At 34.4% G+C, this 15,045-nt stretch carries 15 protein-coding genes; 12 read left to right on the top strand and 3 right to left on the bottom strand.

The features are described from left to right. Positions 1–478: 478 nt before the first annotated feature. Both ACFPM4_RS04085 and ACFPM4_RS04080 read right to left on the bottom strand, forming a co-directional pair. Positions 479–1,090, bottom strand: a complete 612-nt coding sequence (locus ACFPM4_RS04085) for a CPBP family intramembrane glutamic endopeptidase (RefSeq protein WP_144922256.1) — start codon at positions 1,088–1,090, stop codon at positions 479–481. Positions 1,091–1,193: 103 nt separating this feature from the next. After that, positions 1,194–1,385 carry a YkvS family protein gene (locus ACFPM4_RS04080; RefSeq protein WP_144922253.1) on the bottom strand — a complete coding sequence of 64 codons (192 nt, stop codon included), beginning with the start codon at positions 1,383–1,385 and terminating at the stop codon, positions 1,194–1,196. A gap of 199 nt (positions 1,386–1,584) precedes the next feature. Here ACFPM4_RS04080 and ACFPM4_RS04075 point away from each other — a divergent pair, with 199 nt between their 5' ends. The 5 genes from ACFPM4_RS04075 to ACFPM4_RS04055 all read left to right on the top strand — a co-directional run bounded on the left by ACFPM4_RS04075 (position 1,585) and on the right by ACFPM4_RS04055 (position 5,658). Further along, positions 1,585–1,851, top strand: coding sequence for a phosphocarrier protein HPr (locus tag ACFPM4_RS04075; protein ID WP_144922250.1), 267 nt, complete (start codon positions 1,585–1,587; stop codon positions 1,849–1,851). Next, on the top strand, positions 1,851–3,566 hold the full coding sequence (gene ptsP / locus ACFPM4_RS04070) for a phosphoenolpyruvate--protein phosphotransferase (RefSeq protein ID WP_382347939.1): 1,716 nt from the start codon (positions 1,851–1,853) through the stop codon (positions 3,564–3,566). The genes ACFPM4_RS04075 and ptsP overlap by 1 nt, the downstream gene beginning before the upstream one ends. A 294-nt stretch (positions 3,567–3,860) precedes the next feature. Then, positions 3,861–4,244 (top strand): VOC family protein, encoded by a 384-nt coding sequence (locus ACFPM4_RS04065; protein ID WP_144922244.1) that lies wholly within the window; start codon positions 3,861–3,863, stop codon positions 4,242–4,244. Positions 4,245–4,301: 57 nt separating this feature from the next. Then, on the top strand, positions 4,302–5,174 hold the full coding sequence (locus tag ACFPM4_RS04060) for an NAD(P)-dependent oxidoreductase (protein ID WP_186324691.1): 873 nt from the start codon (positions 4,302–4,304) through the stop codon (positions 5,172–5,174). A 34-nt stretch (positions 5,175–5,208) separates the two neighbouring features. Further along, positions 5,209–5,658, top strand: coding sequence for a chemotaxis protein CheW (locus ACFPM4_RS04055; RefSeq protein WP_382347935.1), 450 nt, complete (start codon positions 5,209–5,211; stop codon positions 5,656–5,658). A 51-nt stretch (positions 5,659–5,709) separates the two neighbouring features. Here the strand turns inward: ACFPM4_RS04055 and ACFPM4_RS04050 are convergent, their stop codons facing one another. Beyond that, the gene (locus tag ACFPM4_RS04050; protein WP_144922237.1) at positions 5,710–6,165 is read right to left on the bottom strand and encodes a YkyB family protein; all 456 of its coding nucleotides are present in this window, start codon (positions 6,163–6,165) and stop codon (positions 5,710–5,712) included. 194 nt (positions 6,166–6,359) lie between these two features. Between ACFPM4_RS04050 and ACFPM4_RS04045 the strand changes: the two genes are divergently transcribed. The 7 genes from ACFPM4_RS04045 to ACFPM4_RS04015 all read left to right on the top strand — a co-directional run bounded on the left by ACFPM4_RS04045 (position 6,360) and on the right by ACFPM4_RS04015 (position 14,840). Continuing rightward, positions 6,360–6,617, top strand: a complete 258-nt coding sequence (locus ACFPM4_RS04045) for a YkuJ family protein (RefSeq protein WP_144922234.1) — start codon at positions 6,360–6,362, stop codon at positions 6,615–6,617. Positions 6,618–6,711: 94 nt separating this feature from the next. Then, positions 6,712–7,152: a cyclic-di-AMP-binding protein CbpB gene (cbpB, locus tag ACFPM4_RS04040; RefSeq protein ID WP_144922231.1), complete on the top strand. Its 441-nt coding sequence runs from the start codon at positions 6,712–6,714 to the stop codon at positions 7,150–7,152. A gap of 130 nt (positions 7,153–7,282) precedes the next feature. After that, complete coding sequence (locus ACFPM4_RS04035) at positions 7,283–8,743, top strand: MDR family MFS transporter (RefSeq protein WP_144922489.1); 1,461 nt, start codon at positions 7,283–7,285, stop codon at positions 8,741–8,743. Positions 8,744–9,015: 272 nt separating this feature from the next. Continuing rightward, on the top strand, positions 9,016–10,770 hold the full coding sequence (locus tag ACFPM4_RS04030) for an ABC transporter ATP-binding protein (RefSeq protein ID WP_144922228.1): 1,755 nt from the start codon (positions 9,016–9,018) through the stop codon (positions 10,768–10,770). A 3-nt stretch (positions 10,771–10,773) separates the two neighbouring features. Beyond that, a complete protein-coding gene (locus ACFPM4_RS04025; RefSeq protein ID WP_382347929.1) occupies positions 10,774–12,606 on the top strand; it encodes an ABC transporter ATP-binding protein in 1,833 nt (610 codons plus the stop codon). 134 nt (positions 12,607–12,740) lie between these two features. After that, complete coding sequence (locus tag ACFPM4_RS04020) at positions 12,741–13,898, top strand: MFS transporter (protein WP_318281063.1); 1,158 nt, start codon at positions 12,741–12,743, stop codon at positions 13,896–13,898. 90 nt (positions 13,899–13,988) lie between these two features. After that, positions 13,989–14,840 carry a CvfB family protein gene (locus ACFPM4_RS04015; RefSeq protein ID WP_382347925.1) on the top strand — a complete coding sequence of 284 codons (852 nt, stop codon included), beginning with the start codon at positions 13,989–13,991 and terminating at the stop codon, positions 14,838–14,840. The last annotated feature ends 205 nt before the right edge of the window (positions 14,841–15,045 follow it).

Raw genomic sequence — 15,045 nt, 5'->3', positions numbered from 1 at the left:
AAGCGAAAGGCGTTTGGAACTCAAAGGAAGGCTAATTTTCATATCTTCCTGTGGGCAGGCTCAAACAGCGACGTCCAGTCGCTTCGCCTGCACTAGTAAGTCCTTTGTACTTCGCAACGCCTTCCTGACCCGCAACGTGTGGCCCGAGACAAGCAAATGTTCTGAGATATTTACGTTCAGTTTCATTTTTTTATTTTATTTTTTTTAAAAAAAAGGCTCTGTTAAAGTTCATTGTTGTTAACAACTTAGTTGATTGTAGCGAATGTACACGAGACTCCTGCGGGAACAGCACGAGCCGAAGATCCACTTGGCAAAGCGGTTTTCTTTGCCAAGTTAGCTGAGGCCGTGCCCGCGGAAAGCGAGTGTACAGGAGCGAAAATCAACAACAGAGTTTAACAGAGCTAAAAAAAAGACCAAACTCTCTTGAAAAACAATTCAAGAAAAAGTTTGGTTAATTAATTCCATTCACATTAATTTTTTAATTTAGTGGAAAAAGAATGATTAGTAATACGTCAAATATTAAATGCGATATGATTACTAGCATGATATTTCGCTTCCAAACGTATAACCAACCCCAAACAATAGCACTAAAAAAAGCAGCGATTATAAGGAGTGGGTAACCAGTGAAACAATAGGGGAGGCTGTTTAATAGAGCAGTAGTCATAATTGCTCGGAATGGAGTCAAATGTCTACTGATTCGTTTCTGTATAAAACCTCGCCAAAACACTTCCTCTCCAGGAATAATAATAAGTATTAGTACAAAGTAATGCCAAATCCATTTCATTTTAAATAAAGTATATAATCGTTCAATATGATAATTAATATTCCATGGAAATAATGATAGGAATGAGCTTCCGATATAAAAAATACCATATAGGAAAATACCTGATATTAACCCCCAGATAAGATTTTCTAATGAAATAGATGTTTCATCTAGTTTCTCGTTAAGAATCGAGAAGCTAACTAAAAACAATATATTAGCAGTATATAAATACCAGAATACTTGTGTATGATCAAAGCTAAAGTAGATAAATATGTATGCTAATACTATTCCGCTTAGTAATTTCCAGTCTATATTGCGTGTATTCATTACAATATCCTTTCTATTAGTCTTTCATAATTATAACTAACTCATGAATAATCTGCCATGAGTGATGATAAGAAAAACCAATAGAATCCGTAAGCGCTTGCATTTATGCTTTAATAGATTCCTTGATAATTTTATAATTTTTATGGTTAACAACGGTTTTTTCAGTAAGATCCAAATCTCGAAAATTTTCCATATAAGTCAAGTCTACAATAACAGAATTCTCATTGATTTTTTCTACGATTCCTTTTAGCCCATCCTTGAATTCAATAATATCTCCTCTTTCTGCGACTCTCATACAATTTCCCCCTTTGCTTTTTTACCATATTTTGCACTAATATGTTTGAAAGTGCAAGGATTAAAAATAATTTCTTCATAACTCATACAAATTTTTGATAATAAAACGCTTTTTTCATTCGATTTGTTTGACGAAATGGCAAAAATTCGCTAATTTTGTATAGAAGTAAAAAATTAATCTTAATAAGGAGATGAAGTAAATGCAAGAAAAACAATTTACTGTTATCGCTGATACTGGTATTCATGCTAGACCTGCTACATTATTAGTTCAAACTGCTAGTAGATTTTCATCAGATATTCAGTTGGAATATAAAGGTAAGAAAGTTAACTTAAAATCAATTATGGGTGTTATGTCACTTGGAATTGGTAAAGATGCAACAATATCAATTTCAGCAGAAGGCAATGATGAAGCAGAAGCAATGACTGCAATTGAAGAATTACTCAATAAAGAGGGACTTGCAAACTAATGAAAAACTTAAAAGGGATAGCAGCATCTAGTGGTATTGCTATTGGAAAAGCATACCGTCTTGTAGAACCAGATTTTACAATCACGAAAAAAACTATCTCAGATACAAAAAATGAAATTGATCGATTTCAAACTGCAGTAAGTCATGCAAAGTCGGACTTGGAAATAATTCGAACAAAGGCATTAAATGAGCTTGGAGAAGAGAAAGCGCAAATATTTGATGCTCACATGCTTGTATTAAGCGATCCAGAATTGTTATCTTCCATTGAAGGTAAAATTAGTTCAGACATGGTTAATGCAGAGATTGCTTTGAAAGAAACTGCTGATATGTTCATCACAATGTTTGAACAAATGGATAATGAATATATGAGGGAACGAGCAGCAGATATAAAAGACGTATCCAAGCGTGTACTTGCTCATCTTTTAGGAGTGGAAATCCCAAATCCAGGATTAATAAATGAGGCTGTAGTAATAATCGCTACAGATCTAACACCATCAGATACCGCTCAATTAAATAAAGAATTCGTTAAAGGATTTACGACTGATATTGGTGGTCGTACATCTCATTCAGCGATTATGGCGCGTTCGATGGAAATTCCGGCTGTAGTAGGTACAAATTCTGCTTCTCAAACGATTGCCAATGGAGATATGGTGATTGTAGATGGTATTAATGGTGAAGTATATATCAATCCATCACCAGAAACGATCGAAAAGTATAAAAATCTGCAACAAGATTTTATCAAGCAAAAGTCAGAATGGGCATTGTTGAAAGACGAGCCATCTATTTCCAAAGACGGTACACAAGTGGAACTTGTTGCTAATATAGGTTCTCCACAAGATGTAGAGTCGGTAATTTCTAATGGTGGTGAAGGTGTCGGTCTTTATAGGACAGAGTTTCTTTACATGGAAAGGGATCAGTTACCTACTGAAGATGAGCAATTTGAAGCTTATAAAACGGTCCTTGAACAAATGGGAGAAAAAACTGTAGTAGTTCGCACACTGGATATTGGTGGAGATAAACAGCTACCTTACTTAAATCTGCCTACAGAGATGAACCCATTCTTAGGATTTAGAGCAATTAGACTTTGCTTAGAAGAACAGGATTTATTTAGAACCCAGCTTCGAGCATTATTGAGAGCAAGCATTTATGGGAATTTAAAAATTATGTTCCCAATGATTGCTACTATAAATGAGTTCCGAGCAGCTAAAGCAATATTATTAGAAGAGAAAGAATCACTTAAGGCAAATGGTGTTGCGATTTCAGAAGAAATAGAAGTTGGAATTATGGTTGAAATACCATCAACAGCTGTAATTGCAGATCAATTTGCTAAAGAGGTGGACTTTTTCAGTATCGGTACAAATGATTTAATTCAATATACACTAGCTGCAGACCGGATGAATGAAAAAGTATCTTATCTGTACCAGCCTTATAACCCGGCAATATTACGACTAGTTAAAATGGTAATTGATGCTGCACATAGTGAAGGTAAATGGGCAGGTATGTGTGGTGAAATGGCTGGAGATGAGATAGCAATCCCACTCTTACTAGGGCTAGGTTTAGATGAATTCTCTATGAGTGCATCATCTATATTAAAAGCAAGAAGCCAAATAAAGGGTCTTAATCAAAAAGAAATGGCCCAGTTAGCTGAGGAAGCATTAACAAAAGGTACAGTTGAGGAAGTTATCGAGCTTGTTAAAAGCAAAACTGTAATATAATTGTAATGTTATCTGAGTGTATAAATTATAAAAAGGTGGTATAGACTAATAATCATGATTGATATGACGATTCCTAGTCATTTCATTCTCATTTTTCCCCCTTTTTACCGCTAGACATTTGTCTAGCGGATTTTTTTATGTTATGAATGAAAATAACTATTAGTGAAATCATCCAATCTTTATCTGTAGCTCAAGTGAAGTTCTAATTAAGTAAAAAATAATGGTATTCGCTTAGAGAGAATAGTATGGTAATAATAGAAATATTTTAGAATTATATGAGAGGGGAAGAGCATAATGATTGAAATTGTTGGGATGCACCATGTAAGTCTTACAGTAACAAAACTGGAGGAGTGTAAGCATTTCTATGGAAACATTCTCGGATTAACAGAAATAGAGCGTCCACCATTTGATTTTCCAGGAGCATGGTATCAAATTGGAGATCAACAGCTTCATCTAATCGCCTATCCTGAATCCAGTACATTTAGAGCGAAAAAAAATATAGATACAAAAGATGGGCATTTTGCAATTAGAGTGAAAAATTACGATGCAGCAATTACATGTTTACGAGAAAATAATGTTCCGTATTTTGAGAATAAAGGGACGAAAAGTGGTTTTGTCCAAGTATTTTGTACTGACCCAGATAATAATTTGATTGAGTTAAATATAGAGGGAAAATAATATTTAGATGTAGCTGTAAAGGTTTTCTCTTTGCTACATAAAAGGAAGGACACTATTATGATGGATACTAATACTAGAATTGGTTTTATTGGAATAGGTGTAATGGGTGAGAGTATTGTCCGTAATTTAATGAGTAACGGCTTTACTGTAACTATAAATACTAGAACAAAATCAAAAGCTAATACGTTACTTACAGAAGGAGCAAAATGGTGTGACAGTCCTAGACAGCTAGCTGAAATATCAGATGTTATATTCACTATGGTTGGGTACCCTCATGATGTAGAAGAAGTGTATTTAGGATCTGAGGGAATTTTTGCTGGAGTTCAAGAGGGAACTATATTAGTAGATATGACAACATCAACACCGACACTAGCGAAACAAATTTTCCAGCTTGCTAAAGAGCACAGAGTGGAAGCATTAGATGCACCTGTGTCAGGTGGTGATATTGGAGCTAAAAATGCTACATTATCTATTATGGTTGGTGGGGACAGGAGTACTTTTGATAAAGTATTATCACTGTTCCAAGTCATTGGAGAGAATATTGTATTTCAAGGTCCTGCAGGGTCTGGGCAACACACAAAAATGTGTAATCAGATTGCAATTGCCTCCAATATGATCGGTGTTACAGAAGCGTTTGTCTATGCACAAAAAGCAGGTCTCGATCCAGAAACTGTATTAAAATCCATTAGTAATGGTGCAGCCGGTAGTTGGTCTATGTCAAATTTAATTCCTCGTGTATTAAAGAAGGATTATTCGCCTGGTTTTTTTATTAAGCATTTTATTAAGGATATGAGCATTGCTATTGAGGAAGCTGAGAAAATGAATCTACAATTACCAGGACTAAAATTAGCGAAACAAATGTATGCAACCCTTGCTCAAAATGGGGAAGAAAATAGTGGTACACAAGCATTAATTAAGTTTTGGGAATAAAATCGGCATTGAATATGAAAGGTTTGAAGAGTATATGAAAGATGAAAGTAAAGAAATGATTGAATTTCGGTTAGCTAGGAAAAGTTACGGAATAGATGTCTTACTAGTACAAGAAATTATTCAGAGTACTACTATTACACCAATTCCATATGCACACCCCGCAATAACGGGAATAATCCAGCTTAGGGGAGAAATTCTACCTGTTATTGACTTTAGTAGATTATTGAATAACAACGATTTACATCTAAACTATACACGCTTTATTGTTGCCAAAGTGAAAGGACACAGTGTTGTTTTTCCAGTAGAAGAAGTTAATGATATTGTTCGAGCATCCTCTGAACAAATAGTAGAAATAGAGGATGCGCAAGATGTAAAAGAATCATTCATAATTGCTGAAGTACAGGTTGGTAGTAAAGAAGCGATAAAATTAGTAGATTTTACAAAGGTTTTGGATACAATTCAAAATCACAAAAATATAGCATAAAAGCAAAAGAAATATAGCCCGAAGTCCTTATAGAAGGAGTCCGGGCTATTTCTAATTATAAAAACTTTCCCCAAGCTTCTTAAATACCGGTTTATTAGGTGTCCTTGTTTGAGGTTTATTGTCTTCCTTTATGCCGGTATAACGTTGAAGTATTTTTTTTGCTATACTGAGAGACATGTAGGTTTTTGGGTTGCGGAAATTTGAGTCTAGCTGACCAAGATGAGGCAATTCTTTGAAATCCTCTTTTGTTGGGGGAATATGAAACAAATAGTCACCACATTCGATAAGTACATCAGATCTTTGTTGACTAAATTTCGGGTTTCTTGAGAAATGAAGACCTATTTTAGTTGCTTTTTTTTCTCGAATCATTTTGTTAATTGCTGTTTTTTTTAGGTCATATAAAAATGAAGGATTAGTAGCTGTTTTTGCATGCCGATTAACGGTAAAAATGGCTTGTGATAGGTTCGATACAGTAAGTTCGGTTGAATTACGGGTTCGATAATCCATTAAATTTCACCTTTCTTTATTTTAAGAAACTAAATTATGCATATTATATCATTGTATTTATTATAAGGAAAGAGAACGAAGTAGATTTTAACAGTATTGATTAATATTAATAAAAGTGAATTTTTTGATGTTTGCAATCACATACCAAACTCTTTTATAATAACAAGTGGCTTTCCAAAGAAAGGAGTTTTTAAATGTCTCAATTAGCAGGAATAATTCAAAGGTTGCAATCAATGCAAAAATCAGAAGATCATGAGGATTTACCACAAAGGTTATTTGAAGTAAATGGGAAGGTATTATGTCAGGTTAAATACTTTCCAGCAACTAATATGTATGAAGTAGAAGAATATGATAAAGATCGTTATAAGAAAAAATATCAATTTGATGATATTGATATGGCTGCCATTGAAATCTTTGAGATTGTACAAGAGGAAAAAACATCATCTTCATGAATTCTTAATGGAATTTACACATTAACCCAATCTTCTATATACAATTATGTTAAAATGAATTAGAAATGAAATATAGAGATGAGGGAGTTTTTCGATGCTTTCCTTACGTCATAATCAAGATTTTATAGAACCAAAAATTAGTAAGTATATGATACCCGCAGAAAAGGTTGCACATGTACAAATTGGGAATAGTCTAGAACATGCACTCCTAGTGCTGACAAAGAGTGGGTATTCCGCTATACCAGTTCTGGATGCCAGATTTCGTTTACATGGACTCATTAGTTCTGCAATGATTACAGAATCCCTTTTAGGACTAGAACGGATTGAATTTGAAAAATTAGCCGATAAAAAAGTGGAAGATGTAATGTTAGTTAAAATACCCAAAATTACTTTGGAAGAGAACCTCGAAACAGCGATTGATTTATTGATTAACCATCCTTTTCTTTGTGTTGAGGATAGTGAAGGTTTTTTTGAGGGCATTTTCACGAGAAGGATTCTTTTGAAAGAATTGAAACATCATATTATTAATCAATAATAAATGTAGCTCCTGGATGTAGGGGCTACATTTACTATTTCCCGATTTGAATGGAGTGGGATGTTAGTTGAGCCTACATACAATATCCAATACAAAACAAACGAAGCGAGTCTATGTACTTATCTGTGTTATGCTTGTAATGTTTATGGGGGCAATTGAAGGAACAATTGTTGCTACCGCTATACCTGCGATTGTTGGTGATCTGGGTGGCTTCTCACATTATAGCTGGGTATTTTCATCGTATTTATTAATGACAACGATTACAGTTCTGATTTACGGGAAATTAGCAGATTTATTTGGAAGGAAAATAATCATCTCAATTGGAATTATCATTTTTCTTATTGGGTCAGTACTTTGTGGATTTGCTCTAACAATGAATCAGTTGATTGTTTATCGCTTTGTACAAGGCATTGGTGCTGGTGCAGTTATGCCGATTGCAACTACTATAATCGGAGATATTTATCCGAAAGAGGAACGGGCTAAAATACAAGGGTATTTATCTAGTGTTTGGGGAATTTCAGCAGTAATGGGTCCTGCAGTAGGTGGCTTGCTCGTTGAATATGTAAGCTGGCGTTGGGTATTCTGGGTTAACATTCCTATCGGTTTCATTGCGATGATTGGATTATGGGTTTTTCTACAGGAATCTAATGTAAAAAGAAAAGCATCTATTGATTATGTAGGAGCGATTCTGCTTACAGTTTCAGTATCTGCTTGTATGCTCGTCCTTGTAGAAGGAGGAGTACAATGGGAATGGTATTCGATGGAGACAATATTAATATCAATGATCTCTTTCGTTACGCTTATTTTATTTATTTTAAAGGAAAGAAAAACACCTGAACCAATGATGCCTTTCTCATTATGGAATACTCGTCCCATATTAATAGCTAATATTGTCTCGTTTCTAACAGGGATAATATTAATTGGTATTTCGAGTTTTCTGCCTGCGTTTGTTCAAGGTGTAATGGAGAAGAATGCAACTATTGCTGGTTTTACATTAACAGCCATGTCTATTGGGTGGCCAATAGCATCGACATTATCAGGAAGATTGATACTTACAATTGGTTTTCGAAATACCTCCATTTTAGGAGGTATCTCATTAGTAATTGGTGGCAGTTTATTTGTATTCATTGTTCCGGAGTTCGGTCCTATAGGAGCAGCTGTTTCATCCTTTTTTGTAGGAGTAGGAATGGGACTAACATCAACATCTTTTATTGTACTAATACAAGAAGCTGTAGCATGGCAACAACGAGGCATTGCTACTGCATCTAATATGTTTATGCGGAATCTTGGTAATACAGTTGGTGCTGCACTTTTAGGTGGAATTCTAAATGGTCAAATTATGCGTTATTTTTCAAAACAAGGAAACGATATTGGTGAGCTCTTGACATTGGACTCGACGAATAAGTTATTGAATGAAGAAGAAAGAAATACTCTTTTACCGGAGGTTAAGAATTTACTTCAAGAAGGATTAGAGATATCGCTTCACACGGTATACATTACAATACTTTTCGTGGCACTTATTAGTTTTTTCCTTATATTCCTATTGCCTAGAATGAACGTTGATTCAAATGAAAAAGTAGTAAATAAATAGGTTGCTATTTAATCAAAAAGAATAATAATCAAAGTTCATTAGATGTTATGAGTGCCCATATTATTTTTAGGGCATTCTTTTTTTATTTAACTTACACTTTTTTTAAAAACTTGCTTGGAATGAACTTATGATTTTTTTCTTCTCAGACTTTTGATGTAGGGGGGTTCGTTAATTGGATGGAAAAATGAAAATAATTGAAAAAATACTGGAAAAATAATTCGTAAACCGATATATTTATTATCATGGTCATTTGGCATAAGGGAGGGAATTGCGTGGAAGTTTTTAAAAAGTTAAGGCAATACTACTGGCCATATAAAAATTACTTCATCTTTTCAATGGTTTTCTTGTTAATTGTAACAGGACTCACAGTAGTATATCCGGTTATACTACAACAAACGATTGATAAGGTGATATATAAGGGTCAGTATGATTTAATTCCAACACTAACTTTAGGATTTCTTGGAATTATGGTTATCAAAGGAATAGCAACATATATCCAGCAATATACCGGTGATTTATTTGGAATTAAATCTGTGTATAGAATGCGGAACGCACTATATGAAAAACTACAGTTTTTGCCATTTAGTTATTATGATAACGCAAAAACAGGGGATTTAATGTCACGATTAACAGCAGATGTGGAGACTTTCAGATTCTTTTTATCTATGGGGTTTTCCGAGTTATTTAGATTCATATTAATGTTATCAGTAGCATTCGGGGTTATGTTCTTTTATTCTGTACCACTTACTCTTGCTACAATGGTATCATTACCTTTTCTACTCTTTGTCGTATATAAGTTTGATCGCTCTGTGCATCCTGCATTCCGAGGGATTAGAAAATCATTCGGAAGATTAAATACGAATGTTCAAGAGAATATTTCTGGGATTAACACAGTCAAATCTTTGTCACGTGAAGAATTTCAAAATGGTAAATTTAATGTATCGAATACGGATTACAAAGACCAAATGATCTTTACATCTGGAATTTGGGCGAAGTATTTTCCATTGATGGAATTCCTCGGAAACCTCTGTGTTGTAGTGATGCTTTCATTCGGGGGTTACCTTGTAATCAATGGCAGCTTAACTCCAGGTGAATTAGTAGCATTTTACAGTCTTGTAGGTTTTGTATTATGGCCAATCATGAGTCTTGGATTTACAATTAACATGTTTTCTCAGTCTAAGGCTTCTGGTGAAAGATTACTAGAAGTACTCGAAGTGAAGGAAGAAATCCAAGAGAAAGAGGATGCCTATGCTCCAGAAAGGTTGTTAGGTGAAGTTGAATTTAAGAATGTATCTCTTCGGTATGCAGGTGATGATAACGAAGCGTTACAAGACATTAACTTTAAAGCAGAGCCTGGAAAGATTATTGGATTATTGGGTGCAACCGGTTCCGGAAAAACTAGTATTACCCAGTTGATTACTAGATTTTATGAAGCCGAGAAAGGCGAAGTACTAATTGATGGAAGAAATGTAAATGAGTACTCCTTAAAATCATTAAGAAGCAATATCGGTTTTGTGATGCAAGAAAGTTTTCTATTTTCTTCCACAATTAAGGCTAATATCGCTTATGGTCGTCCTGAAGCATCGATGGAAGACATTATGGAAGCTGCAAAAAGAGCAGATGCACATAATTTTATTATGGACTTACCTGAAGGATACGACACAGTACTTGGTGAACGTGGATTAGGTTTATCAGGTGGTCAAAAGCAACGTATTTCTATTGCTCGCGCTATCTGCCAAGATCCAAGCATTTTAATACTAGATGATGCAACAAGTGCAGTTGACATGGAGACTGAGTTTAAAATACAAGGTGCACTCCGTGAAGTAATGAATGGAAGAACAACATTTATAATTGCTCATCGTATTTCTTCCTTAAAACATGCGGACGAGATACTAGTATTAGATAATGGTAGAATTGTTGAAAGAGGGAAGCATGAACAACTTCTTCAAAATGGCGGTCCTTATGAACGTGTATATAAAATCCAATTCCAGGATCAGCAAGCAATTTTGCAAGGTCAGCGAGGGTGAGGAATGAAGATGGATAAAACAAAAAAAGTCAATCCACTTGTGTTAGAGCGTTTCCGATATTCCTCTGAACAGTTAATTGAGAAGCCGTTTAACTGGAAACAAATGGGGAGACTAATAGAATATTTAAAACCATATTCTAAAAATTTATTGCTAAAATCAATTATCACGGTTTTAATTACAACGATCGTAAGATTAATAATACCAATCATGATAGGTGTTTATGCTTTAGAAAAGGCGATTGAGGAGAATAGAGACTTCTCCATGCTAATGTGGCTAGTATTCGCAATTGCTGTCTTATATTTGATTTCTTATGTCGCCAATATTTACCGTATAAAATGGAGTAATGAGCTTGGACAAAATGTTGTCTATGACTTAAGGAAGCATATTTTTACACATGTTCAAAATTTATCCCATAACTTTTTTGATCAACGTTCAGCCGGATCAATTTTGGTAAGGATTATGAACGACACTAACTCACTTCAAGATTTATTTACAAATGGTGTTATTAATATCTTTATGGATATATTGATGTTGTTCGGGGTTATTATTATTTTATTTACGTTAAGTCCACAGTTAATGTTGGCTGTTCTAATTATATTACCTTTAATGTTCTTAATTTCTACTAAACTACGTCGCAATATCCGTAGATCTTGGCAGTTCATGAGATTAAAGCAATCTAAGCTAAATTCTCATTTGAATGAGAGTATTCAAGGAATTAGAGTTACTCAAAGTTTCACTCAGGAAAAAGAAAACATGGCTTTCTTTAATGGTGTAAATGAAGAGAACTATGAGGCATGGAGAAACGCCTCCAAGAAAAGTGCCTACTTCCGTCCATTAATTGAATTAACAAATGCAATTGGATCTGCTGTGTTAATTTGGTATGGGGCACATTTAATTCAAACAGACAGCTTGTCTTTTGGTAAATTTGTTGCGTTTGCTTTCTACTTAGGTATGTTCTGGGAACCAATATCGAGAATTGGTCAGTTATATAATCAGTTATTAATGGCAATGTCTTCGTCTGAACGTATTTTTGAATATTTAGATGAACGTCCAATTGTCGATGAAAAGCAAGAAGCAATTGAATTACATGATATTGAAGGTAGAATTGAATTTAAAGATGTAGAGTTCTCATATGATGATAAACGTCAAGCACTAAAAGGAATTTCACTAGAAATGAAGCCAGGCCAAACAATTGCTCTAGTTGGTCATACTGGTTCTGGTAAGTCTACAATAGCTAACTTAATTTCTCGATTCTATGATCCTACTGCTGGTGCAGTTTTAGTCGACGGACATGATTTGCGTGATGTATCATTATCTAGTCTTCGTCATCAAATCAGTGTTGTGCTACAAGATACGTTCATCTTCTCTGGTACTATTATGGAGAATATTCGCTTCGGTAGACCAACAGCGACGAATGAAGAAGTAATTGCAGCAGCAACTGCGATTGGTGCAAATAAATTTATTGAAAAATTACCGATGGGATATGATACGGAAGTAGAAGAGCGCGGAAATATACTTTCTGTTGGAGAAAGACAATTGTTGTCATTTGCAAGGGCGTTGTTAGCGGATCCGAGAATTATCATTTTGGACGAAGCAACTGCAAGTATTGATACTGAAACAGAAGTACAAATTCAAAAAGCGTTAAAATTACTTCTAGAAGGAAGAACATCCATTATTATCGCTCATCGTCTTTCAACAATTCGAGAAGCAGATAAAATCTTTGTACTCGAGCAAGGTAATATTATCGAAGAAGGAAATCATGATGAATTAATGCTACACAAAGGTGAATATTACCGTCTAATTGAAGCTCAATTTAAAGTTATGAGAGCAATATAAACTTAAAAAAGGCTGTGCAATTCATTGCACAGCCTTTTTTGTTTATTAAATATTATGAAACTATTTGTTCACTCTGCTGTTTTTACGTGATAGAATGTACAAGGTACTTTATTAGTTTTTAGGAGATGCTTATTTTGATAAAGTTATCGGTTTTCTATTTTGTTTTTTATTGGTCGATGACAATTGTGAATGTGTTTTTGCCTTTATTATTTGGTTATAAAGGATTAACACCTGCTGAAATAGGAGTAGTAATTGCTTCGGCACCAATAATTGCTATTTTTTCACAACCACTTTGGGGAATCATTTCAGATAAATATCAAACAGTGAAGAAAATAATATTACTTCTTTTAGTAGCATCATTATTATTAGGGATGTCAGTTTTCTTTAGTTCCACTATGATCTTACTAATAGTTTCAATGCTATTATTTCAATTTTTTATGGCTCCTATACAACCACTAATGGATAGTCTTGCTACAAATATCTCTAGAGAAAATGGTGGAAACTACGGATCGATTAGAATATGGGGTTCCTTGGGATTTGCCTCATCGTCCTTAGCAATAGGTTTTATTATAGGGAAGATTGGGGTTCAATATTTATGGGTAATATACATAATAATAATCATTATTTCTTTTATTCTTGCTTTATCCTTATCAGATTCTAAAGCAGCTAGAAAACCAGTAACTGCTGAAGGGTTCAAGAAAGCTTTTAAGAATCCTAAATATGTAGGAATATTAATAGCAGTATTGTTTATTGCAATTCCTCATAGAATGAATGACAGTATGCTAGCTTTATATATGAAATCACTTGGAGCAACTGAGGGTCAAGTTGGGCTGGCATGGACCTTTTCAGCATTAAGTGAAGTACCTGTAATTGCAATTATGTATCTTTTAATGCGGAAATTACCCTTATTAGCTTTAATAAGTATTGCAGGCTTCTTTTATTCCATTCGTTGGCTTTTATATGGGTTTATTACAGAACCTTTTTTATTAGTCATAACACAGGCGATGCATAGTGTCACATTTGCTATTTTTATGGTAGCTACGTTACAATACATAGCCTCAATCATCCCACCTGAAATGCTGGCAACAGGTCAGACTGGTTATTTTGCTACATTTACAGGAATAGCTTCCATTATTGGAAGTTCTGCTGGAGGATATTTAATGCAATATTACGGTGGGGGCTTAATTTATAAATTAGGTTCAATATCAGCATTAATAGGCACATCAATTGTTTTATTTATGTTTTTAAAAGAAAGAAAACAGCAATCAAAAGTGTTAACACAACATAACTAGCAGCATGCCTCCTAGTTGAATGATAGTAAATTCTTGTGACATGATATAAGTAAATATTAAGTATGTGAAGTGAAAGTAGGGAAAATAGTTATGGAACCAGGTAAAGTTAAGAGACTACGAGTTGTTCGTGAGGTGCCATTTGGTTTCTTCTTATCTAATGGAGAAGAAGATATATTGCTGCATCGTTCGGAAGTAAATGATGAAATAACATTAGATGAAGAATTAGATGTATTTATTTTTCAAGATCATGAAGGAAGACTTGCAGCAACATTAACAATTCCATCTGTTCAAATAGATCTGTATGATTGGGTAGAAGTGGTGGAAGTAAATAAAAAACTAGGTGTATTTGTAGATATTGGCTTGAAGAAAGATATTTTAGTTTCGATGGATGATTTACCAGCCTTGTTTGAATTGTGGCCAGAAAAGGGAGATAAGTTATATTGTTCCTTAAAGGTTGATAATAAAAATCGCCTGTTTGGTAAGTTAGGTACAGAGAATGTGATGCGGTCTATTTCAAAACCAGCTGATCGTAGTGCATTTAACAAAAATGTTTCTGGTCATATTTATCGTCTGCTTCTTGAAGGGTCATTTTTAATAACTGAAGAAGGCTACTTAGGTTTTATCCATTCTTCTGAGCGGAAAAGGGAACCGCGCTTAGGCGAAAAAGTAAGTGGAAGAATCATTGACGTGAAAGTCGATGGATCAATTAATATTAGCTTGTTACCAAGAACGCATGAACAAATGGATGACGATGCAAATACTATATATGATTATTTACAAAGTAGGGGAGGTTCTATGCCTTATTGGGATAAGAGCTTGCCTGAAGAAATCAATAAACGATTTAATATGCGTAAAGCAGCATTTAAACGCGCCCTCGGTAGACTAATGAAGGAAGGCAAAATTACACAAGAGGACGGCTGGACACATTTAAAGAATAAATAAACGAAGAGATTGGGAAGCCAAACTATTGCTTGATTTATTAATCAAGATAGTTTGGCTTTTTTTCTTTAGAAATATTTTCGGCAAAAATTGTCGTTTTTTTATTTTCAAATCGGTCTTAGGTCTTAGATGAAAATCCAGCTAGGGCTGGTTAAGCAAATCACTAAATTTCTTTAAAGTATAGATATAAGGAACGGAAGGAGGAAAC

Origin of the sequence: Lederbergia graminis, from assembly GCF_042655485.1 — a bacterium.
In the GTDB taxonomy this organism is placed as follows: domain Bacteria; phylum Bacillota; class Bacilli; order Bacillales; family Bacillaceae_C; genus Lederbergia; species Lederbergia graminis.
This window is presented reverse-complemented; position numbering and strand designations above follow the sequence as displayed.